The organism is Psychrobacter sp. Rd 27.2 (assembly GCF_001921755.1).
Taxonomy (GTDB): domain Bacteria; phylum Pseudomonadota; class Gammaproteobacteria; order Pseudomonadales; family Moraxellaceae; genus Psychrobacter; species Psychrobacter celer.
Genome location: NZ_MRYB01000011.1, coordinates 1 through 20,012 on the forward strand (window position 1 = coordinate 1; position 20,012 = coordinate 20,012).

The 20,012-nt window shown below is 43.8% G+C and carries 14 protein-coding genes; 13 read left to right on the top strand and 1 reads right to left on the bottom strand.

Features of this window, described 5'->3' with window-relative positions:
* From BTV99_RS09620 to BTV99_RS09655, 8 genes are all read left to right on the top strand, one after another.
* Window positions 1-2,695, top strand: a 2,695-nt coding sequence (locus BTV99_RS09620; protein ID WP_143507119.1) for a glycosyltransferase, incomplete at its 5' end; no start/stop codon positions are given.
* A gap of 99 nt (window positions 2,696-2,794) precedes the next feature.
* A complete protein-coding gene (locus BTV99_RS09625; RefSeq protein WP_143507121.1) occupies window positions 2,795-4,537 on the top strand; it encodes a hypothetical protein in 1,743 nt (580 codons plus the stop codon).
* A gap of 598 nt (window positions 4,538-5,135) precedes the next feature.
* Window positions 5,136-5,945: a hypothetical protein gene (locus BTV99_RS09630; protein ID WP_075102163.1), complete on the top strand. Its 810-nt coding sequence runs from the start codon at window positions 5,136-5,138 to the stop codon at window positions 5,943-5,945.
* A gap of 148 nt (window positions 5,946-6,093) precedes the next feature.
* Window positions 6,094-7,707, top strand: coding sequence for a heparinase II/III family protein (locus BTV99_RS09635; protein ID WP_075102164.1), 1,614 nt, complete (start codon window positions 6,094-6,096; stop codon window positions 7,705-7,707).
* A gap of 228 nt (window positions 7,708-7,935) precedes the next feature.
* Complete coding sequence (locus tag BTV99_RS09640) at window positions 7,936-8,793, top strand: glycosyltransferase (protein WP_178377948.1); 858 nt, start codon at window positions 7,936-7,938, stop codon at window positions 8,791-8,793.
* A 58-nt stretch (window positions 8,794-8,851) separates the two neighbouring features.
* Complete coding sequence (locus BTV99_RS09645; protein ID WP_075102166.1) at window positions 8,852-9,736, top strand: UTP--glucose-1-phosphate uridylyltransferase; 885 nt, start codon at window positions 8,852-8,854, stop codon at window positions 9,734-9,736.
* Window positions 9,737-9,739: 3 nt separating this feature from the next.
* The gene (gene pgi / locus BTV99_RS09650) at window positions 9,740-11,419 is read left to right on the top strand and encodes a glucose-6-phosphate isomerase (protein ID WP_075102167.1); all 1,680 of its coding nucleotides are present in this window, start codon (window positions 9,740-9,742) and stop codon (window positions 11,417-11,419) included.
* A gap of 23 nt (window positions 11,420-11,442) precedes the next feature.
* On the top strand, window positions 11,443-12,843 hold the full coding sequence (locus BTV99_RS09655) for a UDP-glucose 6-dehydrogenase (RefSeq protein ID WP_075102168.1): 1,401 nt from the start codon (window positions 11,443-11,445) through the stop codon (window positions 12,841-12,843).
* A 71-nt stretch (window positions 12,844-12,914) separates the two neighbouring features.
* Here the strand turns inward: BTV99_RS09655 and BTV99_RS09660 are convergent, their stop codons facing one another.
* Window positions 12,915-14,402 carry a phosphomannomutase gene (locus BTV99_RS09660; RefSeq protein WP_075102169.1) on the bottom strand — a complete coding sequence of 496 codons (1,488 nt, stop codon included), beginning with the start codon at window positions 14,400-14,402 and terminating at the stop codon, window positions 12,915-12,917.
* Window positions 14,403-14,579: 177 nt separating this feature from the next.
* On the opposite strand from BTV99_RS09660, the gene BTV99_RS09665 reads away from it, so the two are divergent.
* The 5 genes from BTV99_RS09665 to folK all read left to right on the top strand — a co-directional run bounded on the left by BTV99_RS09665 (window position 14,580) and on the right by folK (window position 19,967).
* Window positions 14,580-15,656: an RNA-guided endonuclease TnpB family protein gene (locus tag BTV99_RS09665; protein ID WP_075102170.1), complete on the top strand. Its 1,077-nt coding sequence runs from the start codon at window positions 14,580-14,582 to the stop codon at window positions 15,654-15,656.
* Window positions 15,657-15,762: 106 nt separating this feature from the next.
* Window positions 15,763-16,629, top strand: a complete 867-nt coding sequence (gene mazG, locus BTV99_RS09670) for a nucleoside triphosphate pyrophosphohydrolase (RefSeq protein ID WP_075102171.1) — start codon at window positions 15,763-15,765, stop codon at window positions 16,627-16,629.
* Window positions 16,613-16,984, top strand: coding sequence for a ComEA family DNA-binding protein (locus BTV99_RS09675; RefSeq protein ID WP_075102172.1), 372 nt, complete (start codon window positions 16,613-16,615; stop codon window positions 16,982-16,984). The genes mazG and BTV99_RS09675 overlap by 17 nt, the downstream gene beginning before the upstream one ends.
* Window positions 16,985-17,147: 163 nt before the next feature.
* A complete protein-coding gene (pcnB, locus tag BTV99_RS09680) occupies window positions 17,148-19,352 on the top strand; it encodes a polynucleotide adenylyltransferase PcnB (RefSeq protein WP_075102173.1) in 2,205 nt (734 codons plus the stop codon).
* 24 nt (window positions 19,353-19,376) lie between these two features.
* Window positions 19,377-19,967 carry a 2-amino-4-hydroxy-6-hydroxymethyldihydropteridine diphosphokinase gene (gene folK, locus BTV99_RS09685; RefSeq protein ID WP_083608611.1) on the top strand — a complete coding sequence of 197 codons (591 nt, stop codon included), beginning with the start codon at window positions 19,377-19,379 and terminating at the stop codon, window positions 19,965-19,967.
* Window positions 19,968-20,012 lie beyond the last annotated feature (45 nt).

Sequence of the window (20,012 nt, forward strand, 5' to 3'; positions counted from 1 at the left end):
GGTTCCCGAAGGAGTTGCTACTATTCACTTTGGATTTAGCCACTTTTTGCCTAAGGTGGGTGAGCAAGTTGTTATTCACAGGCTATGTTTAGAGACGATGTCTCGAAATGAAATAGTACACAATGAGAGTAATACTACTTTCAATGAAAAGTATCAAACTATCCAAGAGTTCTTAGAAAAGAAGAGTAAATCAGAAGCCTTTAGTTCAGATAATCTGTTGGAAGTATTTGGAGTTAAAGTTGATAATAGAACTTTTTTACTTAAAGATACTAGATACTTTTTTGAGTCATTAAACGACAAGCCTACTTATAAGTTTTCTAGTAAGTTATGCAGTATAAATTCAAGTTTAACCCCTGAAATAGGTTTAAGATTCAGTTTTGACATTTCTACAAGTCTTGAAGTTGTTGTGATCATATCTTTTTTTGAAGGCAACTCGAAGAAAAGAGTTTCCTATAATATGCTGCCTATAAATAGAAATTTGAAAGTCAGTGTGCCAGACAATGCTGATTTCTTTAATCTAGGTCTTAAGATAACAGGTGATGGTGCGATTGATTTCAGAGATATAAAAATAGAACTTCTGAAACCTGAAGCTAAAAAGATAGATGTTGAACAGCTTGATGAGGGTATTTCTATAATTTTACCTAGTTATAAAGGTAGAAATACTATTATTGATACTCTTACATCGATTACTAATCAAAGAAATATAGACTTTAGCTTAATAGAAGTAGTAATAGTTGTTAATGGTGAAGAAGATGGAACTATTGAAAAGGTCCAAGCTTTTTCTAGAAAAAATCCTTTTTTAAAGATAGATTGTAGCTACTCAGAAGTAGCTAGTGCTTCGCATGCAAGGAATCTTGCTGTTCTCAAGGCTACAAAGGATTATCTGGTTTTCTGTGATGATGATGATTTATTATCTGAAGAGTATTTAGCTGCGTTATATAAAGTTAAAGGTCCAAACTCTATAGGTTTTTGTAGGATATATGACTTAACTGAAGATAATGAATTGCAAAAAGTCAATGTAATTAATAACCAACTGTTACAATCCTTGAGTCATAAGAGTAGTGATATAAAGCATTTCTCGAGTGCAATTACTATGATAGCTAGTAAAATCATTCCTACGGCGAAAATAAAAAACCTCATGTTTGATGAAAGGTTAAAGAGCGGAGAAGACGTCAGTTATTTCACGGACTACTTTATTACTTACAGCCCAAAGCTAATCATGTCAGATAATGAGAAAGCCTACTATATACGAAGGGTTAGAGGTAACTCATTATCAAGACAAGAAATGAGCTTTGATTTTAATGTATCTCAGCGCTTAGACGTTATTAAAAGCTTAAGTTCGCTCAAGACTAAAGCTAGTAATCAGGAAGGGAGTCACTTTATTGAGTCTAAAATAAGGGCTCAGTGTGGTTTTATCGTTAGCTATCTTAAAGAGAATCCAGACGATTATAAAAACGTGCATTTAGAAGTAATAAAGAGGAAAATCGATAATTTCCCTTATATGTTTTTACAAGGTAGGTTAGGCCTAGTTGATCCGAAGCTACTGGTTATTAGTTATTGTCACCCTCCATTTGTTGATACAAGTGCCGTTGTCACAGCTAAAAGGGTCTTTGAGTTTGATGAGTTATGTGATGTTGTTTGCGCTGATATGTCTTCAGTCAGAGATATTAACCCTGACCTTTATAAAATAGATCAGCATTTAATTAGAGATTCTTACATGATTTCTACAATGACTTCGTTTAGTAGCTGGAATAGCGTTTATGATTTTAGTACTTCTGCTATGAGAGCGGTGGAAGGGAAAAGTTATGATACGGTATATAGTCGTTCTTTCTGGCCTGCCTCACATTTTGCAGCATTTGAATACAAAAGAAGAAACCCAAATGTTAGGTGGATAGCAGAGTTTTCTGATCCAGTAATTTTTAATATCGAAGGTGGTATAAGAGATTCTAAGATTTCGCAAAGTTGGGTTGAAGAGGTAGTAAGTCAATTCAATCTTAAATCTGCTTTATTGAAAGAATTTAATCTTTACGTTTGGTGTGAACTGATAGTCTATCTGTTTGCAGACGAAATCATATTTACCTGTGAAAATCAAAAGAACTTAATGTTGGATAGATTTCCTTACAGTGAATATATAGTAGATAAAGATAAGTCAGCTAATATAGCAGTGCACCCGACATTGCCGAGTGAGTTTTATGAAAGCTATGACACCAATTACAGGTTAGATAGTAGTAAGGTCAATTTAGCTTACTTTGGTGCTTTCTATAAAACGCGTAGGTTAGATGATCTAATTGAGGCCATACGTTTCTATGATAAAAATAATTTAAAATCTAAGAATTTTAAACAACCTATGATCCATATCTTTACTGAACAGACTGATTCTGCTTATGAAATGATCGAAGAAGAAGGTTTGAAAGACTACTTCGTAATTAATCCCTATGTTAACTACTTTGAGTTTCTATCAATTAGTAAAAAAATGGATGTTCTGATAGTAAATGACGCTAAAGCAAGGGATGTATTTGGTTTTAATCCATATCTGCCATCAAAAATAAGCGATTACATAGGAAGTGATAGTGCTATATGGTCTTTTTATGAAGAAGGCAGTGAGCTTAGCAAGTTAGAGGTTGGGCAATATTTCACTAAGATTGACAGTGGTCAAGCACACGTAACTTTGTCAAATATTATAAATGACTTTTGAATATTAATTTATGAGACATTGATATCTTAAATTTAATACCAGATCATAGCATGTGAACATTAAGTATACTTTTTAAAAAATTAAATAGCTGAGAGCTTTATGAGTAGATTAAACTTTATTCCTTATTCGGACACTAGAGTTGACTTTTTAATTACAACTCGAAGTGATGATTATATTCGAAACTTACTAATAAGCTTAGGTGCTAATGAGATAATCAAGACAGGATATACTGCTTACATTTGGGATAGCCGTTTAGGTGATCGATTTTTATCAGGTCTAGGTGTTTTAGATTCGAGCTTTAATCTAGGACCTAAGCGTATGAGTTCTATACCATCTCATTATGGTGCAGGAAACTATACGTTTATTGATTTATCTAGCCATTCTGCCTTAGTACAACCTGACCCTTTTGGGATGAGTATGGTTTACACCTCTGAAAACTTTATCTCTAATCGGTTGCATTTATTAGGATTAGTTATTAAGAAGATAAATATCCCTGTATCTTTTAGCTCCACTTATAATAATGGCGGATTCTCATATTGTCTTAATACTTTTGATACCCCAGTTGACGGAGTTAAAATTTTACCAGCTGGAGCTACAGCAAAAATTTTAAATGGAAAGGTTCATATAGAACAAACTTTTTTGAAAAGTGAGTTTCAAGAAAGGTCACCAACAGAGTACTGGCAACTTATCAAAAAGGGTGCTCAAGAGGTTATAGATAATGTGGTAGCTATATTAGATAGCGGCCTGCCAGTATTTTCTGATTTAACTGGTGGGAGAGATAGTCGAGTTGTTTTTGGAGCATTAGTTGCTTCAGGTAGAGTGAAGGATGTTATCTTTAATACAATATCAAATCCAAGCACACCTGGACTTGCTACTGACTTGAACATCGCTTCAGGATTAGTGAAAAAGTATGGAGGTAGCTATCAAGAAAGACCAGTGCCTGTAGGATACTCTGTATTTACACCTGGACAGAACTTGGAAAGAATACGCTCTCAAGTTTTTGGTACGCATCATTGGATTACATCAGGAGATTTAAAGCCACTTTTTTCTGTTTCAAAAATACCTTCGATACGAATGTTAGGTGGTGGAGGTGAGCTTTATCGTGAATACTGGAAGCCAATGTTGTTTCAGACAGCAGAGTCGATGAAGGTGAGCTCTGATGAGTATTTATCAGAATTATTGTACAAATTTAAAGATAAACGTTTCGGAAATGAGTTTTTCCCTAATTATATTGATTATTTGTTAGAAACTTTCCAAATTTTACCGGGACAAAAAATTGGGCACAAATTTGATGCTCATTATTTAAACTTTAGGAATCGTTTTCATTTTGGTCATAGGCAGTCTGTACCTGAATCAATGTATACTCTGAACGTAGCTGCAACACCATCTTTATTAGAGGCTTCTCGCTCACTCCCACTAAGTGAGCAGATAACCGGCCGTGTGCTTTTTGATGTGATTCGCTGTTTTGATGATAAACTTGCATATTTAGAATTTGACACACCTACAGATGATCGAATTTTTCATTCAAATTACCATCTACCTCGTAAAAGCAACGATTCAGTTAAAGTATCCCCTGCGCTAGACATTGTACAAGGTATTAAGGATCTAAGAGGGTTCCAAAGAGCTGTAAGACCACCTTTACTAGAATGGAATTTTGATAGAGTCTTAGATGAAGAAATAGAAAAATCCATTGAAATACTAAAGTCAAGTCAAACAGTGTTTTCTGAGCTAATAAATGATGACTTAACTAGTTTGATTTCTTGGGCTAAAGAATACAGCCCAAGAAATAGAGCTACTTTAGCTTCAAAGCTAAGGGCTTTTGCAGATTACAGCTTAATTTAAAGTTTATATCTACATTACTTATAAATTATAAATCTTGAAAAAATCACTCTATAATCTCTAGTGATTATTCAAGTAAAGCGCTAAATGTTCTATATAATTTATAGATTCCTCTGATTGTAGGAATAGTATTAGCTTATAATATTAATTAACTTGAGCTCCTATATATGCTTAATATTTAACTAATGCATTAGACCTATAATATTTCTCAAGCTCTAGCATATAATTATTTATATAGACTTTTTGAGGCTCACTCATTTTATTGATATAAGCATTGAGCCTCTTAATAAAACTTCTGAGAGATTACAGACTATCTTCTCAATCTGATTAGGATAAAGTCTTTCATAATCTAAGATTACGATAACAGTCTTTTAGATAAATTATGTAGAACTCGAGCTATAGTTAGCTGAATGTAAAACTGTTATGGATTTAAACGCGCTACTGGTATAAATTTTACTTGCGTGCTGCGTTCCCAGAGGCTGCACAAAATTCATCCCAGTAGCGCTATGACATTTTTATAGTATATCGACTATAATTTTAATTACATATGGGGTCTTGGAATCTTTCTTATCAACTATTAAAACTATTTAAAGGTAGCCCAATGAATCAGAATAATTCTATTTCAGAAAACTCTTTATTAGAAGCTATCGAAGAGTTAAAAGGTAGAATGGAACATATCGAAAATGTAGTTAACGCTGAGGTTTCTTTTACATCTCAAAATAGAATTTCTAATCTAGAGTATATTAGAATGAATTTAAGAGATGGTAAGTGGAATTTGTCTCCTGAGAGAAAGGTAAGCCATGGATGGGATCAGATAGTTGATACGTGGATTGAGTCTATACCTACTATAGGTGATAAGATCCCCAGTGCATATCGTATTTGGCAGTCTTCTAATAGGTATCTTAAAGCTGGAATGCTCGATAGAGCTGATAGATGTGAAAGGCTGAACTACCTTTTTCATAATAGTTATGTGCCTGCTGCTCTAGAATTAGAAGGTGAAGTTATCTTTGCTTACGGTGGTATTGGGGTGATACTACATAAAGACGCAGAGATTGCTCCAGGAGTAACAATAGGAGCGAACGTTACTATAGGTGGTAATGGCAGTAAAACTCGTATGGATAAGAGAATTAATAAATTAACTACAGTACCTAAAATTGGTGCCTTAACAGTTATTGGGGCTGGGGCAAATATAACAGGAGGTATTGAGATAGGACCCTTATCAATAATTGCTCCAAATACTATTGTAACAAAGTCTGTACCTGCCGGTACCATTATTGCAGGAGCACCTGGAAAAGAGATAGGGAAAGTTACTATTAATAATGCTCTGAGATATAAGTCGAAGTTTCTTCCAGCACGGAGTTGGTCAGAAGAAAAGTATCTACACTTCGTTAAAGAGCACTTGTTAGCCTAATATTATTTAAAGTATTAAAATGCAAATGAAACTTAAACTGTTAAATATGATTCTTATCTAGAAGTACATATTTTTTGGGCTAAATTTTTCATACAGTCTTATTTCTCTTGCTAATTGATAGTTACTATATGGTTTTTAAGGATGTACAATGCTTCTACCTAAAGATAAGTACTTGGATTATATTAAACTGAGGGACTCAGATATTACTCCTAGCTGGGAGATTAACTCAATTGGTGAAAATAAATATGATGCGGTTACACCTAATAGGTTTTCAATTTTATTAACAAATGAAGTTAATAAAAAATTTAACATAAACGAAACGCCGCAATATCAAAGTACAATGCTATGGTATCACTCTCTAGCTTGGCTTAGAGTTATTCATAGAGATCATAATGATGATACATTTGTTAATGAGTTTATTCAGGCTTATTACAACTTTATTAAAAGTCAGGATAGTGAAGATATATTTAGTACGCTGACTTCACGAGATCATTTAGTTGCTGAACAAATAAAAAACTTAACTTATCTTCTAGCTCAAGATGAGACAAAGTTCAATAATAAACCAGAGGCAACTAAAATAATTTTAAGCTTAGTTAAGTGGGCTATATTACCAGGTAATATCGTCAATAATAATCATGGGATGATGCTGGCATCAGCACTGTTGCACATTCCATTATTTATAAAAGCACCTGAACTCAGAGAAAGTACGATTATTGAGCTAGCATCAAACAGATTAATTGAGATTGTAGAAAGTGCATTTGATAGCTATGGTTTATGCAATGAGAACACACCTGCATATCAGCATTTCTATATTAGATTTCTAAGGCAGCAAATTGATGAGTTAAGGTTTTTTGCAGAATATGATAGCCAATATTCTGTAGTAACTGACAATTTATCTAAGATTTTAAAAATAGCAGAGCACACTTTATCTTTAATAGCATTGCCGAATGGAGAGCTACCACCTTTCGGTGATAGTAATATAAGTTCCCAAAAACCAGTAGAACCATTAGAGTTTGCTGAGTTTTATTCATTAGAAAGTGGCTTCTATTCACTGAAACACAGAAAACTTAGAGATAGATACTTTTCTATGAAATGCGGGTATTCATCTTCAACACATAAACATTCAGATGATACATCGATTTTTTATTGGTATGATGGCACACCTATTATTACAGATGCAGGTTTTTTAAATTATGATTGGAGAGATGCTTCAAACGTTTTAGTTAAGTCTCAACGAGGACATTCTGGTGCATTCTATGATAAATATGATGATTTTTATCCAATTACATTGTATCAAGACGGTTCTAATAAGAGCAGAGTTTCATCGGAAATTTTCGTTGAGAAACTGGAAGATAACCTAACTCTAATTAAGGGGGAAGTCTGTATTGATAAAAAATATTTTATTAAAAGGATTGTTAAGTTCTCCCATCTTAATAATATATTAATATCAGATCATTTCACTAATGACGATCCTAATGAACGTCTAGAAAAGGTTGTAAGGTTTTTAATTCCCTCTGAGCATGATATTGAGCTATTTGAAGGATACATATTAATAAGTAATAAAAAATTTAAACTGAAGTTAGTTTATAAGACAGGGGTGGCTTCTATAATAAGCGGTGAAGAAAAAGATGGTGTACCCTATGGAGGCTGGGTTGTAAATACTCCTTTCAAAGATTTGAAGGAATGTAATACTGTAGAAATCCGATTAAATTCAGATCAGAATTTTTTAGTGACAAATCTCTTACTCGAAGAAATTGAATAAAGATAACTAACTTATAGGGTAATATTAAAAATCTATTTACCGTCTTAACTTTGGAAGCTATTCATTACAGTGGGAATAATTTAGCAGATGTCTAATAGTAAACGAAAATTAAGAGTTATATTTATAGGAGATTCGCTAACTTTCAAATCATTGAAATATGAAAATATATCTTCCATTAATTACTCTCATACTTTTCCTGATAAGCTTGCTTTTAAGCTTGCAGATATATTGTTAGTTGAGTCCGCTTGGCGCGGTCACAAAGATAAATGGCGCTATAAGATTGCTAATTACCCTGGTTACCCTGAACGTAATAACGTTGAGCTACGCAAGCTCTTAGAGCTGGCAGATAAATACAATATCCCTGCTGTATTTTGGAATAAAGAAGACAGCGCGCACTTTAACCGCTTTATCGATTCTGCCAGTCTGTTTAAGTATGTACTGACCGTTGATTCAAACTGTATTGAGCGTTACCAATCCATATTAGGTAAGAGTGTAAAAGTAGGGGTGCTACCCTTTGCCGTGCAGCCTAAGTTTCATCACCCCAGCGATTTACCCCCGCGTTATAACGAGAGCCTGTTTGTCGGTAGCTACAGTCATCATATTCATAGTGTACGCAAGCAATGGCAGGATATGGCATTTACCGCCGCTTCTCCTTATGGCCTGACCATCGTCGACCGTAACTCTGACCGTAAGTCTGACGTCTATCGTTATCCTGACTTGCCCAATATGACCATCAAGCCTGCTGTGCCTTATGACCAGACAGGTGAGCTATTTAGGCAGTATTCGCATTGCTTAAATGTCAATACCGTGACCGACTCTCCAAGTATGTTTTCCCGCCGTCTGATCGAGATTATGGCTTGCGGGCGCTTGGCAGTGACCAACCCCAGTTTGGCCGTCAGTACCCGCTTTGAAGGGATGTGCGAAGTCATTGACAGTCGCGAACACGCAGATGAGCTATTTGCGCAGTTATCTAGAGGTTATACCAAAAAGCAAATAGAGATGATGCGTTATGCCAGTGACCATGTATTGCAAAATTACAATTATGATAAATGGCTGCAGCGCATTATTGAGTTTATTGATTTATAGTCTCTAATAGTACTCCATCATTCTTAATTCATTTTTCCTATTAATATAGCCAATCACTATGAAAAACATCACCCACGCCGTTATCCCTGTCGCAGGCTTTGGCACTCGTATGCTGCCACTGTCCAAATCCGTGCCCAAGGAGCTATTGCCACTGGGCAATCGCCCCGCCATTCATTATGTAGTGGCAGAAGCCATTGCTGCTGGTATCAAGCACATCGTCCTCGTCGGCCATGCGCAAAAGAGCGCAATCGAAAACTACTTCGATATCAATGCCGAGCTAGATACGCAGCTGCGTCATAAAGGCAAAGACGAGCTGGCCGATAGCCTCAACTGGCTACCAGAGGACGTGACGGTGTCGATGATCCGTCAGGGCAAGGCATTGGGGTTGGGTCATGCGGTATTGGTCGCCCGTCCCATCATCGGTGAGCATGACTTTGCCGTGTTATTGCCTGACGTGGTGCTCGATCCATACACCACCGATATGAGCGTGGACAACTTAGCCTTTATGATCGATGCCTTTGCCAACGATGGTCATTCACAGATATTGGTCGAGAGCGTGGCGGATGAGGATGTGCATAAATACGGTATCGCGCAATTGAGTCAAGCGTTTAGTGATGCGAGCGATATCGATGACAACACAAATATCAATAGCAGTTTTAAGGTGGCAGGGTTCGTCGAAAAGCCCAGCTTAGCAGACGCGCCGTCCAATCTCGCTGTGGTCGGCCGCTATGTGTTTAGCAATCAAATCTTTGATTATCTGGCGCAGACTACCGCCTCGGTCGGCGGTGAGATTCAGCTGACCGATGCTATCGATGCGCTGATTAGTGAGTCGGGGGTCAATGTGACGACGATGCGCGGCGATAGCTATGATGCTGGCGATATGCGCTCATATATGCAGGCGTTTATCTACTTTGCCGAGCGCCAACTCGCGGATGATAAGTAACCAATGGACGATAGACAGCAAGATAGCGCTTATCGCAGCGCCCGCCACTCGGTATATTGGTCGCAGCTACAGAGTGTAGCAGCGCAGCGCTGGTCGGTGGCGGATTTGTTTGCGCAAGATGCCACGCGCGCCACACGTTTTAGTACGCGGGCGGGGGCGCTATACATGGATTATAGCAAGCAGTGTATCGATGAGACGGTATTATCTAACCTTTTAAGACTTGCTGATAGCTGCGATCTATCGGCTCGTATCGAGGCGCTGCTACAAGGCGCGATGGTCAATACCAGCGAGCAGCGAGCGGCACTGCATACAGCGCTACGTCTGCCAGCGACCGCCGCGCTACAGGTCGGCGAGCAAGACGTGGTGGCTGATGTGCATCATAGTCTGGCGCAGGTGGCTCGCCTATCAGCGCGGGTACGCAATGGCACGTGGCGCGGGTTTTCGGGCAAGGCCATTACTGATGTGGTCAATATCGGCGTCGGCGGCTCAGATCTTGGGCCTTTGATGGCGACGACGGCGCTTGATGAATGGGCCGATACCGATATCGACGTGCATTTTGTCTCCAACATGGACGGCACCCAGCTAGACAACCTACTCAAGCACCTCAATCCTGAGACCACTTTATTTATTATCTCGTCCAAATCCTTTGGGACGGTAGACACCTTGTCCAATGCCAAGACGGCCTTATCATGGTTGCTCGCTACCGCCAAACGCCATGCGGGTACAGAGGACAGTGTGCTGCGTCGGCATTTCATCGGTATCTCTGCCAACAGCGAAAAGATGTGCGCTTGGGGGATTCATCCTGAGCATCAGCTACAGCTATGGGAGTGGGTCGGCGGCCGGTTTTCGATGTGGTCGGCGATCGGTCTTGCGCTGGCCATTCGGATTGGTATGGCGGGGTTTAAGGCGCTATTGGCAGGCGCGCACAGTATGGATGAGCACTTTGCTCAGGCTGACTTTGCAGAGAATTTACCGGTCTTATTGGGTTTGATTGCTGTTTGGAACAGTACTTTTCTACGCGTCAATGCCCACACGGTACTGCCGTATGATGGGCGTTTGAGCTATCTGCCAAGCTACTTAACCCAGCTGGAGATGGAGAGTAATGGCAAGTCAGTCACCCAGCACGGCGCGCGTCTTGATTATGATACTTGCCCGATACTGTGGGGTGAGATCGGCTCCAATGCGCAGCATGCGTTTTATCAGCTGCTGCATCAAGGCACGCAGCAGGTGTCATGTGATTTTATCGCCTGCGTGCGCCGTTATCACGATAAGCAAAAAAACGCGCCGCTGCAGCAGCAGCATGAGCTATCGCTCGCCAACTGTCTGGCTCAAAGCCGAGTGCTGGCCTTTGGGAATGCCGCCGTTGCGACAGCTGGCAGTGATAGCACGGCCGATAGCGCTGCTGATAAATACAAATACTACCGCGGTAACCAGCCGTCAACCACTATCTTGCTCGATGAGCTGACCCCGCATAGCCTAGGCGCGCTGATTGCGCTGTATGAGCACAAGGTCTATGTCATGGCCAGCATCTGGGATATCAACCCTTTTGATCAATGGGGAGTTGAGATGGGTAAGCAGATGGCGGAGTCCGTATATCATGCCATGCAAGACGAGCGTGACGGGCAGTTTGATAGCTCCACCGATCATCTGCTACGCCACATCAATCAGCTGTCTAGCCTATAATCATCAGTTTACAAGGTAACATCATGAGCACGGATAATAGTGATAAGCGTTTGTCTGACCCGCGGGGCTGGCAAGCAAATCCAGTAAAGGAACCTGATGTCTGTGTGCTGGTCGGTCATAGTATCGAGGCCATCACCAGTGCGGTGGTGCTGGCAAGCCTCGGTCAGTGCGTGCATCTGTATGCTGATAAAGTCCTACTGGCCCAGCAGTTAGAGCAGTATGGTTTTGAGCATCATCTGCAGGCACTGTGGCAGATGTATGAGCAGCAGCAGCTGATCAGTCACCACGCGTTACCAAATAGTGCAGACCAGCTGTTGCAGCGCTATGATAAAACAGGCGGTGGCACTCATAACGCCGCTGATAATCCGCCCAAACCAGCCAGCGTGGCGCTATATTGGCTATTTTTAGACAGTATTGACGCGATATGGCTAGAGGACGACTGGATTACCGCCTTTAACCACAGTCACCAGCAGTCGCTACCGCTGATCATGAGCGGTATTCAGGCATTAGGGCAGGTGGCTGCACTGGCGCAGCGGCTGCAGCGGGCGTGGGTGTATTATGTGCCCTTTGTGTTTTTAAAAGACGGCGATGCTTATAGCTCGATGTTAAACCCTTCATTGTGGCTACTAGGCGAAAAAACGCCAGAGAGTAGTCAGCATTTGGCGGTATTAAAACCATTGATGCAGCATGCAAGCGCGTCCCATCATGCCGATATTGCGACCATTGAGTTTGCTCGTAGTAGCATCATGGCGATGTTGGCGACGCGGGTGAGCTTTATGAATGAGATGTCGCGCTTGGCAGATAGTCAAAACGTCGATATTGGGCAAGTCAGCCGTATCATGGGCTTAGATCAGCGGGTGGGCAGTAGTTACTTACAAGCTGGGTGGGGCTTTGGTGGCAACACTCTGCCAAGTGAGCTGCAGCAACTGCAGCAATCTAGCCAAACCCATCGTTTAAATATGCCGCTCTTAGAGTCGGTCATACATATCAATGAAGATCAAAAAGAGCTGATATTTCGTAAGTTTTGGCAGTATTTTGATGGGTTTATCGATAATAAAACTGTGATGATCTGGGGCGGTAGTTATAAGGCTGGCTCAGGACGCACCTCAGGCTCGGCCATTCATCCGTTATTGGCACTGCTATGGTCGTACAATATCCGCACACTGGTCTATAGCGATAAGGCGCAACATGAGCTGACTGTGCTGTATGGGCAGCAGCCGTTACTGGAGCTGGTTGCCCAGCCTTATCAGCATCTTGCAGAGGCGCAGGCTATTTTTATCATCAGTTGGTCGCCGCGCGATCAGTTAGATATTGGCAAAATCAACCAGTACGCCATGCCAATATTTGATGCGCAAAATGCCATGAGCCGCTCACAAATTGCAGCTTTGGTGGGGAGCTATATGGGCATCGGCCGTGCGAAATAAAGGCGCGCTCATATTCACTAGCGAGCCTTTATTATCTGACCATTAGCACTCTTTGTGCCAAGGCAAAGGCTTTATGCTGGCATCGCCCCTTGTGCCGCCAGCCACTGCTCGATCTCTTGTATCTTATCCGCCAAAAGTGGCTGATCGCCGCGCGTTTCGATATTGAGCCGAATGAGCGGCTCGGTATTAGAAGCGCGCAAATTAAAGCGCCAGTCGCCAAAGTCGAGGCTTAAGCCGTCAAGGGTGGTTTTGCTGGGGTTTTGGCTGCGATACTTGTCTTCAATGGCTCTAATAATAGCGGGCGCGTCATTTGTGGTTAGGTGAAAGTTCATCTCCCCTGAGCTGGGGTAAGCATTGATATAGCCGGTGACCAGCTCCGACAGCGTCTTACCGGTGATGGATAGCAGTTCAATGGTCAGTAGCCACGGAATCATGCCGCTGTCGCAATAGAAGAAGTCACGGAAGTAGTGATGAGCGGACATCTCGCCGCCATAGACTGCGCCCGACTCGCGCATGACTTGCTTGATAAAGGAATGCCCTGACTTACTGATCACTGCCTTGCCACCGAGATCGTCAATCACCGCTTCGGTGTTGTATATCACTCGTGGGTCATAGACGATGGACTCGTTTGGATATTTATTTAAAAAGGCCTGCGCCAGCATACCCACCACATAGCTACCATCGATAAACTCGCCTGTCTCGTCGAACAAAAAACACCGATCAAAATCGCCATCAAAGGCAATACCCAGATCAGCTTTGTGAGTCAAAACCGCTTGCTGCGTCGCGGCTCGGTTGGCGGTAATCATCGGGTTGGGGATGCCGTTGGGGAAGCTGCCATCTGGGGTATGATGCAGCTTGATTACCTCGATCGGCGCGCCTGCTTGCGTCAATTTGTCAGTTAATAAATCAACGACAGGGCCGGCGCTACCATTACCGGAGTTGATGACCAGCTTTAGCGGTTTGAGCTTATCGGTGTCGATAAAGGTCATCAAGTGATTGATATAGGCGCTTTTATCCGTCAGCAGTTGCAATGCCCCTGATTTATCACTGCTGGTAAATTGCCCAGACTCTGCCAATGCCTGAATCTCTGCCAGTCCATCATCAGCGCTGATGGGTTTTGACTGCTCTTTGACCAGCTTTAGGCCATTGTAATTGATCGGATTGTGACTGGCGGTGACTTCGATACCGCCTAAAGCCGCATAGTGGCTGGTGGCAAAATACACCTCCTCAGTACCGGTCATGCCAAGGTCAATGACATCGACGCCTGCATCGACTATCCCTTTGATGGCTGCTTGTTTCAGCTCCTCACTTGAGTGGCGAATGTCGCTGCCGATGACGATAGCGGGCTTTAGCGTCGCCAGCTCACTGTCTTGATTAGCGGCTGCTTGCTGATACCGCTGAAACAATATCTGTGCAAAGGCGCGACCAATACGATAAGCGATGTCTTCATCGAGGCTAACGCCGAGCTCACCGCGAATATCATAGGCCTTAAATGAGCCAATCGTCATCGGTGGAAACTCAGGCGCTGGTCGATAGCTGGGGATGGTAGAGGTGGGCATAATGATATATTCCTTTAATAAACAATAAACAATAAACAATAAACAGTGAATGGCGGTATTTATCATCCAACGCCGTAAAACCACGTCCTTCTAGGGCGTGGATATCAGGCGTCAGTCATTGTCGTACAATATGGCGAGTGCCTTGATAACCAACTGCATTAAGATCATAATTATCCCATGAAAACGCTCAAACTACGCATCAAAGACAAACATGCCACTCAGCTCAATATCTTGGCTGGGTCAGTTAATTTTGTCTGGAATTACGTCAATGAGTTAAGTTTTAAACATTTACAGCGCATTGGCAAATTCTTTTCAGCCTATGATTTGGCCGCTTACACTAAAGGGGCGGGTGAATACCTGAGTCTGCACAGCCAAACCCTACAAGCCATCTCTGAAACCCATGCCAAGGCTCGTAAACAATTCAAAAAAGCCAAACTCAACTGGCGTACCAATAATTCTAAAGCCAAACGTAGAAGTTTGGGCTGGATTCCTTTTAAAAAGACAGCCATAAAACACCTAGCAACTCGTCAATCAGGCAAGAAAAGCCTTAAATCCACCATTCAGCTAAGCCTTGCTAAGGGTAAAAAGCTGATCATTGATCTGTGGGACAGCTATAACCTAGCCCTCTACAGCATCAACACCTGTGAGTTGGTACAAGATGCACGAGGCAGATGGTACGCCTGTATCACCGTCAAAGACTTTCCAAAGATTAAATGTGGCACTGGCCAAGTCGGTATCGATTTAGGCTGTAAAGATTCAGCAGTCAGTAGCGATGGTGATCAGTTACAAATCAAAGTCACCCATCAATACGCAGAAAAACTGGCCACCGCCCAACGTGCTAAAAACAAAAAGCGGGTCCGTGCCATTCACGCCAAGATTAAAAACACCCGCCAAGATCTGATCCATAAATTCACATCAAAGCTTGTTAAGGCCAACAGCTTAATCGTTGTTGGAAAGATTAAATCAACATCATTCACTTCATCCAAACTGGCCAAATCCGTCTATGATGCTGGTTGGTTTGAAATTAAGCGGCAACTGGATTACAAATGCGCGAACGCAGGTTGCCATTATATCAAAGTCAATGAAGCGTACAGCACCCAAACCTGCTCGTGTTGCGGCTCCCGCCAAGACAGTCCGAAAGGTAGATCAGGTCTTGGTATAAGAGCATGGTTTTGTCGTTCTTGTAAAACGACCCATAACAGAGATGTTAATGGAGCAAAAAACATTCTCGCGGTCGGGCTTGACCGTCTTTAGTAGGAATCCCCTCACTTTAGGGAGGGGAGGAAGTCAAAAGCCAGTTGCTATTCAATGATACACTAGCTGTCATAGGAACCAACCCGCAAAAACAAGAGCATCTTTTATGAAACCGTTAGAGCAAACCACGTTGCCACCCACGCCTGTACAAGGCACCCCTGATGCCACCGGCCAGATTGATGACTTACTTGCCTTGATGGCGCGGCTGCGTGCTGACTGTCCGTGGGACAAAAAACAGACCAATCATAGCCTGATTCCTTATGCCATTGAGGAGGCCTACGAGCTTGGCGAAGCAGTACAAGCGGACGACGATGAAGATATCAAGGGCGAGCTGGGTGATGTACTGCTGCAAGTGATTTTTCATTGCCAGCTCTACGCTGAGCAAGGGCGTTTTGATATGAGCGATGTGATTACCACTTTGCAACAGAAGCTCATTCGTCGTCATCCGCATGTGTTTGAAGCGGAGAGTCTTAAAGACGAGGCTGCGGTCAAAGCGCGCTGGGATGAGATAAAAGCGGAGGAGCGGCGAGTCGACGAAGCGCGGGGCAAACCGCATCGGCGTTTGGATGCGACGAAGGCAGGTAGTGCGCTGATGCAAGCGCAGTCGGTACAAAGCCAAGCGTCAAAACTGGGCTTTGATTGGAACGGCATCAGCGGCGCTTTTGAGAAGTTAGAAGAAGAGGTCGAAGAATTAAAGACGGAGATTAGGGATAAATCCAAGGCGGAGATAAAAGCCAATATTAGCGATATCGAAAAAGAGCTAGGCGATTGTATGTTTGCGCTGGTCAATGTGGCGCGCAAGCTCAGCCTTAACGCCGAAGCGGCAACGCTGACCTGTGTGCATAAATTCAAATCCCGCTTTGGCTATATCGAAGCGCAGCTGGCGGCGGCAGGCAAGCGCCTAGAGGATAGCGATATTGAGGAGATGGATGCCTTGTGGGAGGCGGCAAAACGACATGAACGCTCATCATAAACCTGGCTTGATCGGTGCGGCTGCCGCTGGGGCAGTGCTTATCATGACGCTCATGCTAAGCGAGGCTTTGGCAGCGACTTGTTTTGCCAGTCCGCAGCAAGCATACGCGTCTTTATTGGCGCAAGAGGCCGCACAGTTGCAAGCACGCACGCAAACGGTGGTCAATATCAATCGTGCTGGTGAGGGCGAGCTGGTCTCGCTGCACGGTATCGGTAGTAGCAAGGCGCAGGCGATTATTTTATACCGCGAGATGTTTGGCGGTTTTCAGACGGTCGATGACTTGGCAAAGGTCAAAGGCATCGGTCAGAAGACCGTTGAGAAAAACCGAGCGCGCATCAGCGTACAAGATGAATAAAGGCGTTTGGCAATAATCAAGGCGAATATTGACAAAATAGCACGTAAGTAACGGTCATAACACACCCAGCAGGCGCAAAATTTGTTAAACTAGTCGTTACATCCGCCTGATAAACACTGTGTCTGTTAGGGGTGATCAAAGAATACCGGCGAGGAGTAGATGCATGGCCGAGCGTGCCGCCAAGCAGTTAGAACTGAATAAATCTGAATTACCCAATTCCATTACTGAAGTCATTGCCACATTGACCCGAGCTGGGTTTGATGCCTATATCGTCGGGGGCGGGGTGCGTGACACATTATTGGGTCTGCGTCCAAAAGACTTTGACGCAGTGACGGATGCCAAGCCGCATGAGATCAAAGACGTCTTTGGAAAGCGCTGCCGCATCATCGGTCGCCGCTTTCAATTGGCGCATGTGTATTCCGGCCGTGAGCTGATTGAAGTGGCGACGTTTCGCGGACCACCGACCAACAACGCCAATACCAACCAAGATGGTATGATTTTGCGCGACAATGTCTGGGGCGATATCAAACAAGACTTTGCCCGTCGTGATTTTTCTATCAATGCGCTCTATTATCAACCACTCAAAGGCGTGGTCCATGATTTTTGTGGGGCGCTTGACGATATCGACAATCGCATCATTCGTCTGCTTGGCCACGCGCCTACTCGTATCGAAGAAGACCCTGTACGTCTGCTACGGGCGCTGCGTTTTAAGGCCAAGCTTGGCTTTGAGTTTGATGAGGCATTGGCGGAGCAGTTCCACGAGGACAACTGGGCGCTACTTGAGCAAATATCGCCGCACCGTCTCTATGACGAGACGCAAAAGATGTTTACCGGTGGCTATTTGGTGCCGCTATTGCCGTTATTGTTTGAGTCAGGGGCGATGGATAGTTTGGTCATTTATCCACCTGCTGAGCCAAGCGCACTGGTCAAGCAAGTGGCGATCAATACCGATAAGCGCATCGCTGCTGGCAAAAGCATCAATCCGGCGTTCTTTTATGCGGCGCTATTGTGGGAAAACTACCTGCATCAGCTAGAAAAAGCCAAAAAACGCAACATGCCTTTTGCCGATGCGCAACTGCACGCCGCTGGCAAAGTCATCGACCGTCAGCGTATCAAAACCGCCATCCCAAAGTTTGCTGAGCAATTTATCCGTGATATCTGGATTTTGCAGCCCAAGCTGTCCGCACCGCGTAACAAGCAAATCGTCCAACTCTCTGAGCATCCACGTTTTCGCGCAGGTTTTGATTTTTTATTGCTGCGTGAGCAGTGCGGCGATGCCGAGCATCCCTTGTCTGAGTCGACCAATGGTATGGGCGAATGGTGGCAGACGTATCAAACCTTGTCCGAGAGAGACAAGCAGCAAGCCATCGCTGATTTTGATGAAAATATCCGCCGCGGCGCTTACAAAAAAGGCCAGCGCGGCCGTGGGCGCAATCGCCAAAACCAAAAGTCAGATAGTAGTATCGATAGCGTGACATATGCCGCGTCGTCCAAGCCATCAAATGTACATCAAAAAGACAGTGCTGATACAGGCGGTATTCCTGCGCGTCGTCGCCGTGCCAAATCACAGCCAGCGACTAGCAAATCAAAGAGTCAGCCAAACAGCAAGTCAAGCGCTGGTCGTCATGATGACAATCAGTCATTGTCGCAGGACGAGGCGGAGCTGGCACAATTGCAGCAATTGTCACTGGCAGCTATCAAGCAGTCGCACAAAAAGCCTGCCGCGCCAAAGCCATTGTTTGTCATCGAGCACGAAAAAGTCGTACCGCCGCTAAAAAAACAGCTGCCGCAAGATAAAGAGGCTCAGAGCGCCGCTCAAGACAAACAGCAAGCCGCGCCTAAACAGTCGCAAAAACGACCACAAAAACAATCAAAGGCGCAAGCAGAAAGCTCACCCACAACACAGCCGATGCTATCGGCTCAAGCCGTTAGCCGCGAGGATAAGCACACAGCCGTCGCATCGGTGTCAGATAAGCCTGCGCTCACGGTTGCCCAGTCGCCAGCACTGGTGAGTCTCAATAATGCGCCGATACCTTATCAGCGTCGCCGCCGTCAGCCCAGCAGTACTGCTACTACGACCAAACCGCAAGCGACCGATGCCAGCGAGCAGACGCCCGTAAAACCGGCTAAGACTTATGCAAAACAAGCGCCAAAACCTGCTGCTCAGTCTACTACCGAAGCTGAGCCGCCAGCTAAGCGCGGCACAGACCATAAAGAAGCCGCTACCGCTAAAAAAACGTCCGCGCCCAGCACAAGCAAAAAAACACAAACTGCAATGCCTCAGCCGCTCATCAGTCTGATAGAGACGGATAAAGGCTCGATACCCGCAAAGCGTCGCCGTCGTCAGCCTAGTGCTGAAGGCGCTTGATCGGTGACTGTGAGAGCCAATGGTATGAATAATCGCCTTCATAACAGTCAAAGTGCCGATGGTGCTGTAGACGTCAATAGCACAACTGATCACGGCAGTAATCAGGACGCGGCAGAGTGGGCATGCGCCTATGTGGGGTTGGGTAGTAATTTGGCCAATGAGCTGGGCTCGCCGACCGAACATCTACAGACCGCCCTCAACGCGATACAAGCGCATGCGCAGATACGTCATCTACGGGTATCATCGTTTTATGCGTCAGCGCCGATGGGGCCACAAGACCAGCCTGATTTTGTCAATGCGGTCGCGGGGTTTGAGACGACGTTATTGCCGTTTGAGCTATTGGCGTTTTGTCAGCAGCTAGAGGCGCAAGCAAAACGGACGCGATTGCGCCGTTGGGGCGAGCGCAGTTTGGATGTCGATATTTTGTTATATGATCAGCTGCAAATGACGGACGCTAAGCTGACTATACCGCATGCTGGATTGTGTGAGCGTAACTTTGTCTTGCTGCCGCTACGTGAGATAGCGCCAGAGCTACAGGTATTGGGCAAGCCGATTGCGGACTATCCACCAAGCTGCGATTGGACGGGTCTCAAGTTATTAAAAAGTAACTCATGAGCGGTGCGCTCGCCAGATATTCAGCTGATAATCAAAGAGATTGAG